Annotated in this window: 16 protein-coding genes; 7 read left to right on the plus strand and 9 right to left on the minus strand. The window is 57.9% G+C overall.

All coding sequences use genetic code 11. The features are described from left to right. Positions 1–47 precede the first annotated feature (47 nt). The 5 genes from IM273_RS13500 to dapA all read right to left on the minus strand — a co-directional run bounded on the left by IM273_RS13500 (position 48) and on the right by dapA (position 5,733). On the minus strand, positions 48–1,994 hold the full coding sequence (locus tag IM273_RS13500) for a tRNA(Met) cytidine acetyltransferase TmcA (RefSeq protein WP_193051231.1): 1,947 nt from the start codon (positions 1,992–1,994) through the stop codon (positions 48–50). Continuing rightward, entirely contained in the window at positions 1,994–2,860 is an 867-nt protein-coding gene (locus IM273_RS13505; RefSeq protein WP_028014019.1) for a neutral zinc metallopeptidase, read from the minus strand. The genes IM273_RS13500 and IM273_RS13505 overlap by 1 nt, the downstream gene beginning before the upstream one ends. Positions 2,861–2,980: 120 nt before the next feature. Next, positions 2,981–3,694, minus strand: a complete 714-nt coding sequence (purC, locus tag IM273_RS13510) for a phosphoribosylaminoimidazolesuccinocarboxamide synthase (RefSeq protein ID WP_023332985.1) — start codon at positions 3,692–3,694, stop codon at positions 2,981–2,983. A gap of 109 nt (positions 3,695–3,803) precedes the next feature. Beyond that, complete coding sequence (gene bamC, locus IM273_RS13515) at positions 3,804–4,838, minus strand: outer membrane protein assembly factor BamC (protein WP_028014020.1); 1,035 nt, start codon at positions 4,836–4,838, stop codon at positions 3,804–3,806. Between the two features lie 16 nt (positions 4,839–4,854). Next, positions 4,855–5,733 carry a 4-hydroxy-tetrahydrodipicolinate synthase gene (gene dapA, locus IM273_RS13520; protein WP_028014021.1) on the minus strand — a complete coding sequence of 293 codons (879 nt, stop codon included), beginning with the start codon at positions 5,731–5,733 and terminating at the stop codon, positions 4,855–4,857. A gap of 145 nt (positions 5,734–5,878) precedes the next feature. On the opposite strand from dapA, the gene IM273_RS13525 reads away from it, so the two are divergent. Further along, on the plus strand, positions 5,879–6,448 hold the full coding sequence (locus tag IM273_RS13525; protein ID WP_028014022.1) for a glycine cleavage system transcriptional repressor: 570 nt from the start codon (positions 5,879–5,881) through the stop codon (positions 6,446–6,448). Beyond that, a complete protein-coding gene (gene bcp / locus IM273_RS13530) occupies positions 6,448–6,918 on the plus strand; it encodes a thioredoxin-dependent thiol peroxidase (protein ID WP_014171119.1) in 471 nt (156 codons plus the stop codon). The genes IM273_RS13525 and bcp overlap by 1 nt, the downstream gene beginning before the upstream one ends. Positions 6,919–7,002: 84 nt before the next feature. On the opposite strand, the gene IM273_RS13535 is transcribed toward bcp, so the two are convergent. Then, positions 7,003–8,067 (minus strand): AI-2E family transporter, encoded by a 1,065-nt coding sequence (locus tag IM273_RS13535; RefSeq protein WP_028014023.1) that lies wholly within the window; start codon positions 8,065–8,067, stop codon positions 7,003–7,005. Between the two features lie 221 nt (positions 8,068–8,288). Here IM273_RS13535 and bepA point away from each other — a divergent pair, with 221 nt between their 5' ends. Further along, positions 8,289–9,752: a beta-barrel assembly-enhancing protease gene (bepA, locus tag IM273_RS13540; RefSeq protein ID WP_193051216.1), complete on the plus strand. Its 1,464-nt coding sequence runs from the start codon at positions 8,289–8,291 to the stop codon at positions 9,750–9,752. Between the two features lie 13 nt (positions 9,753–9,765). Next, positions 9,766–10,122, plus strand: coding sequence for an arsenate reductase (glutaredoxin) (gene arsC, locus IM273_RS13545; RefSeq protein ID WP_048999502.1), 357 nt, complete (start codon positions 9,766–9,768; stop codon positions 10,120–10,122). On the opposite strand, the gene IM273_RS13550 is transcribed toward arsC, so the two are convergent. Further along, a complete protein-coding gene (locus tag IM273_RS13550) occupies positions 10,119–10,943 on the minus strand; it encodes a homeodomain-like domain protein (protein ID WP_041908768.1) in 825 nt (274 codons plus the stop codon). The two genes, arsC and IM273_RS13550, sit on opposite strands and share 4 nt — an antisense overlap. A gap of 147 nt (positions 10,944–11,090) precedes the next feature. On the opposite strand from IM273_RS13550, the gene celB reads away from it, so the two are divergent. Genes celB through IM273_RS13565 form a run of 3 tightly spaced genes read left to right on the plus strand, consistent with a single transcriptional unit; the run spans position 11,091 to position 14,788 of the window. Next, on the plus strand, positions 11,091–12,410 hold the full coding sequence (celB, locus tag IM273_RS13555) for a PTS cellobiose transporter subunit IIC (RefSeq protein ID WP_047368073.1): 1,320 nt from the start codon (positions 11,091–11,093) through the stop codon (positions 12,408–12,410). Positions 12,411–12,413: 3 nt separating this feature from the next. Then, entirely contained in the window at positions 12,414–13,370 is a 957-nt protein-coding gene (locus IM273_RS13560) for a N(4)-(beta-N-acetylglucosaminyl)-L-asparaginase (protein ID WP_028014028.1), read from the plus strand. Then, entirely contained in the window at positions 13,370–14,788 is a 1,419-nt protein-coding gene (locus IM273_RS13565; RefSeq protein ID WP_193051233.1) for a M17 family metallopeptidase, read from the plus strand. The genes IM273_RS13560 and IM273_RS13565 overlap by 1 nt, the downstream gene beginning before the upstream one ends. 76 nt (positions 14,789–14,864) lie before the next feature. Here the strand turns inward: IM273_RS13565 and IM273_RS13570 are convergent, their stop codons facing one another. Next, positions 14,865–15,566: a DnaA inactivator Hda gene (locus tag IM273_RS13570; RefSeq protein WP_211438414.1), complete on the minus strand. Its 702-nt coding sequence runs from the start codon at positions 15,564–15,566 to the stop codon at positions 14,865–14,867. A 96-nt stretch (positions 15,567–15,662) separates the two neighbouring features. Then, on the minus strand, positions 15,663–16,952 hold the full coding sequence (gene uraA / locus IM273_RS13575; protein WP_017692944.1) for a uracil permease: 1,290 nt from the start codon (positions 16,950–16,952) through the stop codon (positions 15,663–15,665). Between the last annotated feature and the right edge of the window lie 56 nt (positions 16,953–17,008).

Genomic DNA, 17,008 nt, shown 5'->3' on the forward strand with positions numbered 1-17,008 from the left:
ATTTTACGCCTCTGCGGGGTAATGACCATGCCACTTTACTGAAGAAGTCATTGAAAAAATTGCCATTGCAAAATGTCGGCTTTCAGCTGCTGGCAGCGGGAATAATCAAGGTTCTCAAGCGCTTGCGCGGTTTCACTCCGCAGTTTAGCCAGTAGCGCTTTTCGCCCTTTCTCCTCCGTCTTACCCTCTATTTTCCCGCGCAGCGCCGGAAGCGGCATGTCTGTAGCTAACACCAGCCGCGTCAGGGCAGCAACCGAGGTTGAAAACGCCCGGTGCGCAAAGGCAAACCCCGCCAGCTCCAGCCAGTCGTCACTATTAAGGGTAGCTTCCCAGGCATCGGTCACCGGGATCTTTTCGCCGTTCCAGGCCGAAAGAACGCGCATATCGCGACACAGGCGCTGGTGCTCCTGCGCGCACAGGCGGTGCCCGGCCTCGCTATGCGGCAGTAAGGCCATCGCCGTGTAGCACCCGCTGCTGGCTTCCCGATGGCTGCCCATTCGCACCAGCACAAAGCCGCACTGCCGCCAGAAACGCCACAGCTCGTCGGTATAGCCAAAGCTTACCGAGAGATAATCTTCACCGCTGGCGCTGCGAATAAGCCGCTGGCCGATGCCTTCCCGTTGACGGTGGGGATGCACCGCAATGCGGCTAATCCGCCGCCCCTTCAGCGTCGCCGCGAGAGGCGACCCGCCGTGCGCCGCCAGTGACTGCGCCACAAGGTTCCCGCGAGGACGACGAAAGCCCGCCCACACCGCGCGGCTCAGATCGGGGGGCAATCCCCCCTCTTCCACCAGCCAGAGCGCGCCCGCCATATCCGCCCCCGCGTGTGCAACCGCAAAGTGCTGGCCGGGGGCGTCCATCATCCGGCGTAAATCGAGCGGGGACGTCCGGTAGTGCGCGGCACACAGCAGTTCATACACGCTTGCCACGCGCGCCGGGTCGCTCTCCCACATCTGCGGCTCCAGCGACCGTAAACGCACGTCACCTTCCGGTTTGCGGTCAATAAGCGCGTCGTCAAAGAGCAGCGTATTCGCCACTATCCGCTCAAGCGGACACCCGGCCGCCCAGCGAATGGGGGTGGATAAGGTATAGCGCCGCAGCCCGCTGAACCGGGCGCAGAACTTGAGCAGAAACCCCCTGCCCGTGCCTTCATAACCCTGGACCGTGGTGGTCAGCAACACGCGAGGAAAGCGCGACACCAGCTTGTCCAGCAGCGGGCCGGGGATGGCTGCGGCTTCATCAACAATCAGCCAGTCGGCTTCTGTCGTGGAGGCCAGCAGCGCATCCGGGGCCATAAAGTGAAAACGCCCGCCAGCGAAGCGCGCAATGACATCCGTTGCCCCTTTGGCCGGTGCAGTGACCACCGCACTCCCCTGAATGCTGTTGAGCAGCATCCCCGCGAGGGCTGACTTTCCGCGCCCCCGCGGTGCCGTCACGGCAGCGACGCCCGCAGGCATGGTCAGAAGCGCGTCGAGGATCTCCGCCTGCTCGCGCTGCGGCTCGCCGCTGGCTGGCTGCCAGGCGGGCGAATCCGGCGCAGCGGGAAGAGAGAGAGGACGATGCTGTTGCCAGACGATCGCATCCGCATCGGCGGCAAGGGTCCGGCAAAAATGGTGAACGAAGCGCGGGGTGGCGATGGGTTCCGCGCTGTCGCTCCAGCGCACGGAATCGCCGTCGGGCCTGTCGGCCCAGTCAGCGAGAGGCGGCACCAGCAGCACCAGCAGGCTTCCGGCGCGCAGAGTCCCGCTGAGTGCGGCAAAGGCTGAAACATCAAACCCGGCACGCGCGTCAAAAACGGCGTGCAGATATTCGCGTCCCAGCACCCCGCTAACGGCTTTTGAGGGATTCTCCTCCAGCCACAGCCAGTCTCCCGGCAAGGCATCACGCAGGCCAGCCGCCTGGCTCAACGTCCATTGTTCATCGCCAGTGAGCACCACCAGACGGCGGTGCCCGGTACGCTCAAGCTCGCGCGTCAGATGTTCAAACGACACCATCACATGGCTTTGCCGAAGGTATTACACTGGGCCGGATCGCCGCTGTCAAAGCCGCGCTTGAACCAGCTGTAGCGCTGCTGTGACGTACCGTGAGTGAAGCTGTCCGGCACGACATGACCCTGGCTCTGCTGCTGCAAACGGTCGTCGCCGATGGCCTCAGCCGCGTTTAATGCCTCTTCAAGATCCCCGGATTCCAGCACGCCCTGCTGCTGCATGCTATGGCCCCAGACGCCCGCGAAGCAGTCCGCCTGCAGTTCCATTTTGACGGAAAGGCGGTTCACTTCGGCCTGAGACGCGTTCTGCTGCAGCTGGCGCACTTTGGGCTCAATCCCCAGCAGCTTTTGCACGTGATGGCCGACTTCATGCGCGATAACGTAGCCCTGAGCAAAATCACCGTCAGCGCCAAGCTTGCGTTTCATGTCATCGTAAAAAGAGAGATCGATATAGACGGTGCCGTCTGCCGGGCAGTAGAACGGCCCCATCACAGATTGCCCGGTACCGCATCCGGTGCGGGTTGCGCCCCGGTACATCACCAGCTTCGGCTGCTGGTAGGTGCGCCCCATCTTCTCGAACTGCTGACTCCAGGTGTCTTCAGTTGTGGCGAGAATAACGGAGGTAAATTTGGCCGCTTCATCTTCATTCGGGCTGATGGAGTGCTGAGACTGTTGCTGCTGCAGCGGTTGACCGGTCATCAGACCGGTGAGATCGACCCCGTAGTAACCTGCGACCAGCACCACAATCAGCAGGATGATACCGCCCTTGCCGCTGGGTAAGCGGAAGCCGGGCCCGCCCATTGAAGGACCGCCGCCACCATCACTGCGTCTGTCTTCTACATTGTCACTTTCACGACGCCCTTGCCAGCGCATAACCACCTCGAACTATTCCATTAATAATAGCTATGATCGTAGGCGGTTAACGGCAAGATTACCATAGGAAACAAAGGTAAGACGCCAAAGGATGCGAACATCCTTTGGCAACTGAGGAACTTAGTCGAGCTTAACGCCTAAACGGTGAGCTACCGCCTCGTAGGCTTCAATCAGGCCACCCAGGCTCTGACGGAAACGGTCTTTGTCCATTTTATCCAGGGTTTCTTTATCCCACAGGCGGCTGCCGTCCGGGGAGAACTCGTCGCCCAGCACTACTTCACCTTTGAACAGACCAAACTCCAGCTTGAAGTCGACGAGGATCAGGCCCGCGTCATCAAACAGCTTTTTCAGCACGTCGTTGGCTTTGTAGGTCAGTTCCTGCATGCGCGCCAGGTTCTCTTTGCTCACCCAGCCGAAGGTTTCGCAGTAGGATTCGTTGACCATTGGGTCATGCATGGCATCGTTTTTCAGGAACAGGTCGAACAGCGGTGGATTCAGCTCGATACCTTCTTCAATGCCCAGACGCTTCACCAGGGAGCCTGCCGCACGGTTACGAATCACGCACTCAACCGGAACCATATCCAGTTTTTTCACCAGACATTCCGTATCGGACAGCAACGCTTCCATCTGGGTCGGGATACCCGCTTCGGCCAGTTTGGTCATAATGAAGTGGTTGAACTTGTTGTTCACCATGCCTTTACGATCGAACTGCTCAATGCGTGCGCCATCCCCTGCTGACGTATCATTGCGGAACTCGAGCACCAACAGATCCGGGTTCTCCGTGCTGTATACGGTCTTCGCTTTGCCACGATACAACTCAGCTTGCTTCTGCATCTTCATTACTCCTGGTGTGATAATTTGCGTTCAAAACGGGGTATATTATGCCACGCACACGTTTGCGTGGCACGAAAATAAAAAGGGCGGGATTAACCCGCCCTCGTATTTATTTGCTGAATGCTGCCTGGAAGACAGCGACCAGCGCATCGTTCTGCGCCTGGGTCAGCGTGTGACCTTTTGGATCGATAAACTGCAGGCTGCTGCGGTTATCGAGGTCACCTACCTGAATCTTGTAATCACCGGAGGCAAGCTGAGGATCTTTGGCGCCCAGTTCCTGCCACGCGCTGTCGGACAGCGGCTTATAGGTCGCCGTCATGCTGCCGGTTGAACGGGTGCTGTCGGTCACTTTCATGCCCACTTTTTCCAGCGTCGCTGGCAGGCGCTGCCAGGTCTGGTTAAACGGTGCACGCACCACCAGCATTGGCAGACCGGTGTCATCCGCGCCGCTCTGAACGTCGTAAGTGACGCCGTTACGGTTCTGCGCGGCGTTCGCGGCATCGGTAGCGGTCTTATCCAGACCTGCGGCGATCACGTTCAGCATTTCAGTGCTGTAACGCTGCATAGAGGCGGCATCCGCAACCGGTTTACCCGCCTGCTCCAGGTTCAACAACTTAACGTTAACCGCCTGCTGGTAACCCTGTGGTTTCACGGAGACCTGATAGCGTCCACGGTACTGCTGATCTTCATCAAGACGGTTCCACTCGATCCAGTCGGTGGTTAACGTCTGGCTGGCGTCATCGCGCTTATCAATGGTGTAATTCTTCGCCTGAATAACGCTGACGACCTGTGGCCACAGATTGCTTCCACGCGCGCTTTCAACCAGCAGAGACGCCGTATCACCGGTGAACTGGGTACGCGCCCCGCTTACCAGCGCCAGAGGCTGTGCTGGCGGACGAATATCAAGCGCTTTACCAACCAGGCCGCTGCCGTTGGTCACGGGAATATTATAATCGCCGTTTTGAATCGGCAGGATCATACCAGCCGGTGCATGAAGTTCAGCAAGCGGGGTCGCATCCAGATAGGATTCATCACCGCTCACCTGGCGCTTGTAGCGCGAGTCTGAACTACAGGCAGCGAGCAGCATAACAAGCGAAACACTCGCAACCTTCGCCAGGCGCGACTTCTGTACTGAATAAGCCATCAAATCTCCCTAAACTTTACAGCAAACCGGCATGCTTCAGCGCAGCCCTGACGATGTCGCGACCGTGGTCGGTAATCGGTGTCATTGGCAAACGCAGCGTATCGGATGCTACAAGCCCCAACTCCTTACACGCCCATTTCACTGGGATCGGATTGGGTTCGACAAATAATTTATTGTGCAACGGCATCAGACGCTGATTAATGACACGCGCTTCATTATAGTGACCGGCTGCGGCCAGTTTGCACATTTCAGCCATATCGCGCGCCGCAACGTTCGCCGTTACGGAGATCACGCCATGACCACCAAGCTGCATAAAGTCCAGCGAGGTCGCATCATCACCACTCAACAGGATAAAGTCGTCTGAAACCAGCTCTTTGATCTGATGAACGCGGCTTAAGTTCCCTGTCGCCTCTTTAATACCGATAATATTTTTTACTTCCGAGAGACGACCAACGGTTTCCGGCAGCATATCGCAGCCGGTACGGGACGGCACATTATACAGAATTTGTGGCAAGTCAGTATGTTCAGCGATGGCTTTGAAGTGCTGGAACAAACCTTCCTGAGTAGGACGGTTGTAGTAAGGGGTGACCGTCAGACAGCCCACGATGCCGCTGTCGTTAAAACGTTTGGTCAGGCTGATCGCTTCTGCGGTCGCATTAGCACCTGTCCCCGCAATGACCGGAATACGTCCGTCAGCCAGTTCCAGGGTCAGCATAACCACATCGCCGTGCTCTTCGTGGCTCAGCGTTGCAGATTCACCGGTAGTCCCTACCGAAACGATCGCCGAGGTTCCATTGGCGACATGGTAATCAATCAGCTTTTTCATGCTGGACCGGCAGACATTACCTTTTTCATCCATCGGTGTAACAAGCGCGACAATACTTCCCGTGAACATGAGCCATCCTCTGTGCGAACAAGAGCCTCAATGGTACGTTTGGAACTGTAATAAAAGCAAGCGACCTGAGGCCCTCTGGCGGTTGTATGCACGTTTTTTTTATGCTTTCCTTAGGAAGACTTAACCATGCAAAGGAAGAACAGGTTTGACAACCTCATCACAACATTACCTGGTTATCACCGCGCTGGGTGCCGACAGGCCGGGTATCGTGAACACCATCACCCGTCACGTGAGCAGCTGCGGCTGTAACATCGAAGACAGCCGCCTGGCGATGCTCGGCGAAGAGTTCACGTTTATCATGCTGCTGTCCGGAACATGGAATGCCATTACCCTTATTGAATCCACCCTGCCGCTGAAAGGCGCGGAGCTGGATTTGCTGATCGTCATGAAGCGCACCACCGCGCGCCCGCGTCCGGCCATGCCCGCGACCGTCTGGGTGCAGGTTGAAGTCCCTGATTCTCCGCATCTGATTGAGCGCTTTACCGCGCTGTTCGACAGTCATCAGATGAACATTGCCGAACTCGTCTCCCGCACGCAGCCGGGCGACGAAAGCACCGTTCCCACGCTCTTTATTCAAATTACCGCACACAGCCCTGCCTCGCAGGATGCGTCAAATATCGAGCAAGCGTTCAAAGCCCTCTGTACAGAATTAAACGCGCAGGGCAGTATAAGCGTCGTCAATTATTCGCAGCACGAACAGGATGGAGTTGAGTAATGAATCCACTGAAAGCCGGTGACATCGCACCGAAATTTAGCTTACCGGATCAAGACGGTGAGCAAGTAAATTTGACCGACTTCCAGGGACAGCGTGTTCTGGTCTATTTCTACCCGAAAGCCATGACCCCCGGCTGCACCGTACAGGCCTGCGGCTTACGCGACAACATGGACGAGTTGAAGAAAGTCGGCGTGGAAGTGCTGGGAATCAGCACGGATAAACCAGAAAAGCTGTCACGATTTGCGGAAAAAGAGCTGCTGAACTTCACGCTGCTTTCCGACGAAGACCACCAGGTCTGCGAGCAGTTCGGCGTCTGGGGTGAAAAGACCTTTATGGGTAAAACCTACGACGGCATTCACCGCATCAGCTTCCTGATTGACGCTGACGGTAAAGTTGAACATGTGTTTGACGACTTCAAAACCAGCAACCACCACGACGTGGTGTTGAACTGGCTGAAACAAAGCGCCTGATAAACAGCAAAACGGCAACCCAGGTTGCCGTTTTTAGTGTCTGTGGGTGTACGGTCCGGGTGAGGGCATCAGGCCGCACAAAAACTACTTCTCTTCCACCGCAGGCACATCCGGCCACGCGTGCACCACCGCTTTAATCAGCGTCGCCAGCGGAATGGCAAAGAACACGCCCCAGAATCCCCACAGCCCGCCGAAAATCACCACCGACAGGATAATCACCAGCGGATGTAGATTCACGGCCTCGGAGAACAACACCGGCACCAGCAGGTTACCGTCCAACCCCTGAATAATCAGGTATACCGCAAAGCAGCTCCAGAACTCGGTACCCAGCCCAAACTGGAACAGCGCAACGCCCACCACCGGAATGGTCACCACAAACGCGCCGATATACGGGATCAGAACCGAAAATCCGACAAGCACCGCCAGCAACAGCGAGTAGTTCAGGCCGAAGATCAGGAAGCCAATCCAGGTCGCCACGCCCACCACGATCATCTCCAGCACCTTGCCGCGAATGTAGTTGGTGATCTGCTGGTTCATCTCCTGCCAGACCTGCCCGGCCAGCCCGCGATTGCGCGGCAGCACGCGGCGTACCGCGTTCAGCATCTGCTCTTTGTCCTTGACCAGGAAGAACACCATTAGCGGCACGAGCACAAGATAGACGGCCAGCGTCAGCAGACCCACCAGCGAGGCCAGAGAGTATTTCACCACCGAATCGCCCATCGTCATGATGCGGGCGCGCATGTTTTCGGCCATCGCATCTATGATCCCCGCATCCATCAGCGCGGGGTAACGACGCGGCAGCGTGGCGGCGAAATCAGACAGCTTGTTCAACATCCCGGGCATATCGCGGATCAGGTAGATCCCCTGCTGCCAGGCAACCGGCATCACCACAAATGCCATCAGCAGCAGAATGCCGACAAACAGCACCAGCACGATGCTGGTCGCCCAGCGGCGCGAACAGCCGATATGTTCCAGGCGCGCCGTTGGCCACTCCAGCAGGTACGCGAGCACAATCGCCACCAGCAGAGGGGCGAGCAGGCCGCTGAAGAAGAACAGAATACCGAACCCGGCAACCAGAATAACCAGCAAAGCAATGGCTTCCGGGTCACTGAACCGACGCCGATACCACTGCATTAACATTTCGAGCATACAACCCTTCCCTGAATCGAATGGCGGGAGTGAGACGGTGAATTGTATCTAACTGTCACAAAAAAGACTTTCGCTTTTTGTATCCCTGTCACAATCCGCAAAAGCCTGATGAATGGGATTTTCTTCATGCGGTAACACGGCTACACTCGCAGGGCAGCAGAGATGAACGATATGCCGGTTCATCGGTCAAATTAGCACCTCCAACATACAGGACAGTGGTTATGTTCAGGCAGTTGAGAAAAACACTGGTTGCAACACTGATTGCCGCAGTGACGGTCGGTCAGGTGTTGCCCGCTTTCGCTGACTCGTCCGATTCATTGCCGGACATGGGCACCACGGCAGGAAGCACGCTCTCTATCGGGCAAGAGATGCAGATGGGTGATTACTATGTGCGCCAGCTGCGCGGCAGCGCCCCGCTGATCAACGACCCTTTGCTGGTGCAGTACATTAACGGGCTGGGGATGCGCCTGGTGGCGCACGCCGATTCGGTAAAAACGCCCTTCCACTTCTATTTGATTAATAACGACGAAATCAACGCCTTCGCCTTCTTCGGCGGAAACGTGGTGCTGCATTCGGCGTTATTCCGTTACTCAGACAACGAAAGCCAGCTGGCTTCGGTAATGGCGCACGAAATTTCGCACGTTACCCAGCGCCACCTCGCGCGTGCAATGGAAGACCAGAAGCGTAACGCCCCGCTCACCTGGGTGGGCGCACTGGGCTCTATTCTGCTGGCGATGGCCAGCCCGCAGGCCGGGATGGCGGCCCTGACCGGTACGCTTGCGGGAACGCGTCAGGGGATGATCAGCTTCACCCAGCAAAACGAGCAGGAAGCTGACCGCATCGGCATTCAGGTTTTACAGCGCTCCGGCTTTGACCCGCAGGCCATGCCGAGCTTCCTGGAAAAACTGCTCGACCAGGCACGGTATTCTTCCCGTCCGCCGGAAATTTTGCTCACCCACCCGCTGCCGGAAAGCCGTCTCTCGGATGCACGCAACCGTGCCAACCAGATGCGCCCGGTGGTCGTGCAGTCTTCGCAGGACTTCTACATGGCGAAAGTAAGAACGCTCGGCATGTACAACTCCGGACGTAACCAGCTCACCAGCGATCTGCTGGATACCCTGGCGAAAGGCAACGTGCGGGAAAAAAATGCCGCGCAGTATGGTCAGGCGCTACAGGCGATGGAAGCCAGTAAATACGACGAGGCGCGTAAAGCGCTGCAGCCGCTGCTGGCAGCCGACCCGAACAATCCGTGGTATCTCGATCTCTCGACGGATATCGATCTGGGGCAGAAGAAAGCCACTGATGCGATTAACCGCCTGAAAGGGGCGAAAGACATACGGACCAACCCGGTGCTGCAGCTTAACCTGGCGAACGCTTATTTGCAGGACGGTCAGCCTGCGCAGGCCGTGACCATTCTGAACCGCTACACGTTTAACAATAAAGACGACCAGAACGGCTGGGAGCTGCTCGCTCAGGCGCAGGGGCAACTGGGTAACCGCGATCAGGAACTGGCGGCGCGTGCTGAAGGGCTGGCGCTGGCGGGCCGTCTCGATCAGGCTATTTCCCTGCTCAGCAGCGCCAGCTCGCAGGTGAAGCTCGGCAGCCTGCAGCAGGCCCGCTACGACGCGCGCATCGACCAGCTGCGCGGCCTGCAACAACGCTTTAAGCCGTACGAGAAGATGTAATAAAGGAGAAGTCATGACAGACGCGGTACAAATTTACCATAACCCTCGCTGCTCCAAGAGCCGCGACACCCTCAGCCTGCTGAAATCTAACGGCATCGACCCGGAAGTGGTGCTGTATCTGGAGACGCCGCCGGACGCTCAGACGATCCGCGAGCTGCTGCACATGCTGGGGATGGGCAGCGCGCGCGAACTGATGCGTCAGAAAGAGGATCTGTATAAATCGCTTAATCTGGATGACAGCCGCCTCACCGAGGCTGAACTGGTACAGGCGATGGTCGACAATCCAAAGCTGATTGAGCGCCCGATTGTGGTGGCGAACGGCAAGGCGCGCATTGGCCGTCCGCCGGAAGAAGTGCTCGACATCCTCTAGTCCTTACGCCGCAGCGCTTCCAGAAACGCCTGCGGCGTACTCTCTCCCAGCTTTTTCTGCGTTTTGCCCCGGTTATAAAACTCGCACAGGGCGATCAACACCTCTCCCGCCGGTTCATCATTTACGCGAGGAATAACATCGCCTAATGGCACCGCCACCTGAAGCGCGTTGTGTTTTTGGGGATGCGTTTTTACAGCCACATCTTTTGCAGCCTCCGTCAGCTCAAAACCAAAAGTCTCAATAGATTGTATATCAGCAGGACAGTCATCAAGCAGCGCCCTCGTCCAGGTATTGAGCAACTGAGGCGACAGTCCCGCATAGAGCCGGGCATAACACCAGCCGCTCACCGGTTCGCGCGCCCAGAGCAGGTGTTGTTCGCCCCCATCGTCCATGTGCAGGGATAAAGGCAGATGATGGAGCATCAGCGTATGCGGCCGCATGCCAGCCTTCAGCGCTTTTATTCCCTGCAACGGCCCCCCTTTTAGCTTCGCGGAGGCCGGTTTGAGATAGCGATTTAGCGTTGCCCTTGAAACGCGGATCCCCAGCACGTCGTTAACCATCTGCAGCAGTTCATCTAACGGCGCCCCTGAGATGTCGCGCAGCGCATTCACCAGCGCCACCTGCTCCTGTCTCAACGCTTTGTGTATCACTTTTGGCGTGGTGTGGTTATCCGAAACCTGGTCGCGGTTGCGCCAGCGCCTGACGGTCGTGACCGAGATCCCCAGCTCAACGGCAAGCTCTCTGTCGCTTTTATCTGACTGTTGCAGATAGCGGCGGATGCGCGGCGTGGTGGTCGCATTGGCGTGAAGTTTAATTTCCATCGCAACAATTCCGTTAACTAATCATATGAGATTTATATAACACAGGCGATTGCTTTGTGACCGGTTTCACCTTTCGCTCGCCGCGCTTCACTGATAATCCACAGACATAACATAAACAACCCCCCTCAATCTTGTACGGAGTTCACAATGAACAATGTTCTGGGATTTCTTGAAGCAAAACTGATGCCCCTGGCGGCGAAAACGGCCCAGCAGCGTCATCTCGGGGCCATTCGCGGTGCCTACGTGTCATTCATGCCGTTTATTATCGTCGGCTCCATTCTGCTGGTTATCTCCTCCTTCCCTAACCAGGCCTATCAGCAGTTTATGTCTCAGGCCTTTGGTGAGAGCTGGAGCGCGATTATTGAAATTCCATTCAACGCGGTGTTCTCCACCATGTCGCTGTTCATCAGCTTCCTGGTCGCCTTCCGCCTGGCGGAACACTACGGCGAGGACCGCATCTCCTGCGGCATTCTGGCGCTGGTCGCGTTTCTGATCCTGACGCCGTTTATTAAGGTGGCGGAAAACGGCGGGATTACCGTGATGCCGGTGGAGTGGATTGGCAGCAAAGGATTGTTCGTGGCGATGATCGGCTCGCTGCTCTGGACGGAGCTGTTCTGCTGGCTGAAGCGCAAAAATCTGGTCATTAAAATGCCGGACGGCGTGCCTCCTGCGGTGCAGGAGTCGTTCGCGGCGCTGATCCCCGCCCTGCTGGTGATGATTCTGGTACTGGGTATCCGCATCGTCTTCGAAAACACTCACTACAACACCATCCACCAGTTTATTTATGAAGTGGTTGCTACCCCGGTGCGCCACTACGGCACCTCCTATTTCGGTGCGCTGATGACCGTCTTCAGCATCACCATTCTCTGGTCAGTGGGCATTAACTCCGGCTCGATGATTAACGGCATCATTCGTCCGCTGTGGATGGAAAACCAGACCGACAACATCGCCGCTATCCAGGCGGGGACGACGCCGCCGCACATTATCACGGAACAGTTTTTTGACATGATCTGGATGGGCGGCGCGGGTGCTACGCTGTCGCTGGTGATTGCGATGCTGATTTTCGCCCGCAGTAAAAACATGCGCGAAGTGGCGCGCCTCGGCGCCGGGGCGTCGGTGTTTAACATCAACGAGCCGATTCTGTTTGGCCTGCCGGTGATCATGAACCCGATCATGCTTATTCCGTTCAACCTGGTGCCGCTGGTGCTGGTCACCGTGCAGTATGCGGCGATGAAGGTTGGCGCGGTCGCCGTCACCACCGGGGTGTTTATCCCCTGGACGCTGCCGCCGGTGATCAGCGGTTTTATCGTCACCGGACACCTGAGCGGCAGCGTGATGCAGCTGATCAACCTGCTGATTGGCGCCATGCTGTACCTGCCTTTCATGCGTATCGTGGACAAACAGTACCGCGCGGCGGAAATTGCCACCGTTACGCAAACCGACACCACCCTTGCAAAACAGGAGTAAAGCATGTGGGGAATTATCGCAACCTGGCGAATGGCGCTTGAAGGGGTAACGGAATCTGCGTCTGCCCTGGCGGCGGGAAAACCGGTCGCTACGGCGGTGGTTGATGCCGTCGCCGCCGTCGAAGACTTTCCGTTTTATAAATCCGTCGGCTACGGCGGGCTGCCGACCGAAAACGGCGAAGTCGAGCTGGATGCGGCATTCATGGACGGCGACACGCTGGCGTTCGGTGCCGTGGGGAACCTGGTGGATATCGCCAACCCGGTGCGCGTGGCGCACGCGCTCAGCCGCCAGCGCTACAACAGCCTGCTGGTCGGCCAGGGCGCGCGTGAATGGGCGCTAAGTCAGGGCTTTGCCGACAAAAGCATGCTCACCGAACGCGCCATGCAGCACTACCGCAAACGCTGCCGCGAGACGCTGGATAAAGGCTTAAGCCCGTACGACGGACACGACACCGTCGGCATTATCGGCCTCGATAAGCAGGGGTCGATGAGCGTTGCCACCTCCACCAGCGGCCTGTTTATGAAAAAACGCGGCCGCATTGGGGATTCGCCGATTATCGGCTCCGGCTTTTACTGCGACAGCGAAACCGGCGCGGCCACCGCTACGGGCGTCGGTGAAGATTTGATGAAAGGCTGCACGAGCTACGAAATCGTTCGTCGCATGGCGCAGGGTATGACGCCGCAGCAGGCGGCAGACTCCGTGGTGTTCGAGCTGGAAGACAAGCTGATGTCGCGCTTCGGTCGCGTGGGCGATCTCTCCGTGGTGTGCATGAACAACAGGGGCGAATTTGGCGCCGCCACTAACATCAAAACCTTCTCGTTTGTGGTGGCGACGGCCCGTCAGCCCCTCACCGTTTTTCGTACCGAGCGCCTGCGGGAGAAAACGCACTATCACGCCGTGGACGAAGAGTGGATGCAGGCCTACGCCGCGCGGATCCGCGCACCGATTGAGGAGTCATGATGATCGCGTATCAGTTTATCACCGCGCTTTCTGACGCGAAGCCACGAAGCCATTTAATCGCCCGCGTCTCCTGTGCGCAGTTGCCGCAAACCGCGCTTGTTGCGGAAATGCGTGACTCTGACGGCATCGCGGACACCTGCTTTGGCTGCGCGCCCTTTGCGCGCATCACCCTGCTGCCGGATGCGCTCTGGCATGACGCGCTCACTGAAGGCCTGCTTGCCGCCCTGCGACCGCTGATTGCCTCTCCCGTCAGCGCAGATATCGTGCTGGACGCAACAAATATCGACGAGGTGGTGCTGGCGCAGGTGCTGCGTTTTCTCTTTAATCAGGCGCACAGGCTGAGCGATTTACAGCTGAAAAAAACCAGTGAGTGCGTTCGTATTAAGCACATCACCGCCCTCTGCCTGCCTGAGCAGCAGGCGAAGCTGGAAACAATTTTCCGCCAGCAGCAGGCCATCGCTCACGGCATGGTCGCGGCGCGTCGCCTGGCGGATATACCGTCCGATCGCTGTACGCCGCAGTTTATGGTCGAAGAGGCGCAAAAACTGTGTGCCGCCTACCCTGCCCTGCGCTGCGAGGTGCTGAACGAAAAGGCTATTGTTGAGCAGGGTCTTGGGCTGCTGAACGCCGTCGGCAAAGGGGCGACCTGCCCGCCACGTCTGCTGGCTATTCATTACGACGGCGTTTCTGACGGCCCGGTGCGCTGCTACGTAGGTAAAGGCATTACCTTCGATACCGGCGGCCTGTGGCTGAAGGAAGGCGCAGGCATGTACACCATGAAATACGATATGTGCGGTGCGGCCAACGTGCTGGGGCTGATGCTGACCGTAGCAGAGCTGGCGCTGCCCGTACGCATCATGGGCGTGCTGGCGCTGGCGGAAAACGCCATCGGCCCGGACGCCATGCAGCCCGGCTCGGTAGCAACAGCCTGTAACGGCATGACGGTTGAAATCAACAACACCGATGCCGAAGGCCGACTGGTGCTGGCGGATGCCATCGCCTGGGCCAGCCAGCGCCATCCGCAGGCGCGCTATATTATTGATATGGCGACCTTAACCGGTGCGGTGGTGAAAGCGCTGGGGTATGAGCTGAGCGGGCTGATGACGCAGGATGAACCGCTGCGCGCCGCGTTGACGCAGGCGGGAAAACGGAGCGGTGACGAAGTGTGGTCCCTGCCGCTGGACGCGCGGCTGAAAAAGCAGACCGACAGCGCGATTGCCGATCTGTGCAACACCCCGACAAACAACGCGGCAATCAGCGCGTCGGCGGCGTGGCTTCTGCACCATTTTTGCCCGCAGACGATCCCGTGGGCGCATCTGGACATCAGCGGCACGGCGCTGTGGCGCGAGAATGGCAGGAGCGTGGCGTCGGGAAGGCCGATTCCGCTGCTGGTGGGGCACTTGCTGGGGGATCTTTAGCCCAGTGGCGCTGCGCTTACCGGGCCTACGGGCACCATATGTAGGCCCGGTAAGGCGCAGCCGCCACCCGGCATAACTACAGCTTAAGAATATCTTTCACAAACGGAATGGTCAGCTTGCGCTGGGCGGTAATGGAGGCGCGATCGAGCTGATCGAGCGTATCAAACAGGGTGCGCATCTCGCGGTCCAGACGCTTGAGCAGGAAACGGCCCACGTCTTCCGGCAGCTCAAAGCCGCGCTGCTTTGCTCGCAGCTGTAACGCCTGCAGCTTATCTTCATCTGACAGCGGCTGGAGCTTGTAGATTTGTCCCCAGTCCAGACGAGACGCCAGATCCGGCAGCCCAAGGTTAAGCTGGCGCGGCGGACGATCGCCGGTGATCAGCAGCCGGGTTTTGCCCGACTCCAGAATGCGGTTGTAGAGGTTAAAGATCGCCATTTCCCACGGCTCGTCCCCCGCCACGCATTCGATATTATCGATGCAGACCAGCGAGAGATGTTCCATGCCCTCAAGCACTTCAGGCACAAACCAGGTACGTTTATCCAGCGGCACATAGCCGACCGCATCGCCGCGCGCCGAAAGCTCGGCACAGGCGGCATGCAGCAGGTGGCTGCGCCCCGCGCCTTCGCGTGACCAGATATAGATGTATCCGCTGTGATCCTGACGCAGCACGTTTTGCAGTGCAGCCAGTAAAGAGGGGTTATCACCCGGCCAGAAACTCGCAAAAGTTTCGTCGTCAGGGAGATAGAGTGGCAGAGAGAGCTGTGCCGGTCCGTTCAGAAATACCTCAACCAGAGATCTTACATAAAATCGGCGATGAGTTTAACACGGAACCTGCCAGGAGAGAACCGGGCGATCCTTCGCCCAGTTAATGGATCAGTGTGGGGCTTTTTCGCTTTCGTCAGCGTCCAGCACCACCTCTTCCGGGCGGATCACCGAGATCAGCTTGAAAATCAGGCTCAGGCCCACGCCCACGATGGTCGCCAGCGCCATGCCCTTCAGCTCGGCCGCACCGATGTGCACCTTCGCGCCGCTCACGCCGATGATCAGGATAACGGAGGTCAGGATCAGGTTTTGCGCCTTGCTGTAATCCACTTTGGATTCAATCAGCACGCGAATACCGGAGGCACCGATCACGCCGTACAACAGCAGAGAAACGCCGCCCATCACCGGCACAGGAATGATCTGAATCGCTGCCGCCAGCTTGCCCACGCAGGAGAGCAGAATGGCGATGATCGCCGCGCCGCCGATAACCCAGGTACTGTAGACGCGGGTAATCGCCATCACGCCGATGTTTTCACCGTAGGTGGTGTTTGGCGTGGAACCGAAGAAACCGGAGATGATGGTGGAGAAACCGTTGGCAAACATGGAGCGGTGCAGACCCGGGTCGCGGATCAGGTCGCGCTTCACAATGTTCGCCGTCACCACCAGGTGGCCAACGTGCTCCGCAATTACCACCAGCGCGGCAGGCAGAATGGTGAAAATGGCGAACCATTCAAAGCGTGGGGTGTAGAAAGTTGGCAGCGCGAACCAGTGCGCCTCGGCAATCGGGGTGGTATCCACAACGCCCATGACGAAGGAGAGCGCGTAGCCCGCCAGCACGCCGATCAGGATCGGGATAATCGCCATAAAACCGCGGAACAGCACGGAGCCAAATACCGTCACGCCCAGCGTCACCAGTGAGATGATAATGGTTTTGGAGTCCGGCGACTGGCCGTCCGCAGGCAGCAGGCCGGCCATATTCGCCGCCACGCCCGCCAGCTCCAGGCCGATAACGGCAACGATGGCGCCCATCGCCGCAGGCGGGAACATCACGTCCAGCCAGCCGGTACCGGCTTTCTTCACAATGAAGGAAACCAGGCAGAACAGCACGCCGCACATGATAAAGCCGCCCAGCGCCACTTCATACCCCAGGGGCAGCAGCAACAGCACCGGCGAGATAAAAGCAAAGCTCGACCCCAGATACGCCGGGATTTTGCCTTTACAGATAAAGAGGTACAGCAGCGTCCCGATGCCGTTGAACAGCAGCACGGTAGCCGGGTTAATGTGAAACAGGATTGGCACCAGCACGGTTGCGCCAAACATAGCGAACAGGTGCTGCAAACTAAGCGGGATAGTCTGTAAAAGCGGCGGTCTTTCACTCACCCCGATAGCACGGCGCGTCATAGTGTTTTCCTCTGTGTAGTATTGTTGGTTTTTATTCAAAAAAAAGCCGACTATCA

The organism is Enterobacter cloacae complex sp. P13B (genome assembly GCF_014895915.1).
GTDB classification, from domain to species: domain Bacteria; phylum Pseudomonadota; class Gammaproteobacteria; order Enterobacterales; family Enterobacteriaceae; genus Enterobacter; species Enterobacter bugandensis.